This window comes from Streptomyces sp. SID13726 (genome assembly GCF_010548375.1).
Taxonomy (GTDB): Bacteria; Actinomycetota; Actinomycetes; order Streptomycetales; family Streptomycetaceae; genus Streptomyces.
In genome coordinates this window covers 1-418 of the sequence record NZ_JAAGLY010000584.1, presented here as the reverse complement: position 1 = coordinate 418, position 418 = coordinate 1, and the positions used below count along the sequence as shown (strand labels likewise).

The 418-nt window shown below is 71.1% G+C and carries 1 protein-coding gene; it reads left to right on the top strand.

Annotation, left to right across the window (positions count from 1 at the left end; all coding sequences use genetic code 11):
• The coding region (locus G3I78_RS49250) for a PLP-dependent transferase (protein WP_203616575.1) at positions 1 to 418 on the top strand (418 nt) is incomplete at both ends.

The following is a 418-nucleotide window of genomic DNA, read 5'->3' as shown; positions in this document are numbered from 1 at the left end:
CCATCGCACCGCACTCGGCGTTCCTTCTCCTGCAGGGCGTGGAGACGCTGAGCCTGCGTCTGGAGCGGCACTCGTCGAACGCACTGGCACTGGCGCAGTGGCTCGAACAGCGTGACGAGGTCTCGGCGGTGCACTACCCCGGCCTCCCGTCCAACCGCTGGTACGAGGCGGCACGCCGCTACCTGCCGCGCGGGGCCGGGGCCGTCCTCTCGTTCGAGCTGCGCGGAGGCGTCGAGGCCGGCCGGCGGTTCGTGGACGGACTGGAACTGTTCAGCCACCTCGCGAACATCGGAGACGTACGCAGCCTCGTCATCCACCCCGCGTCCACCACCCACAGCCAGCTCGACGAGGCACAGCTCGCCGCCACCGGCACCACCGCGGGGCTCGTGCGCCTGTCGGTCGGCATCGAGAACACGGC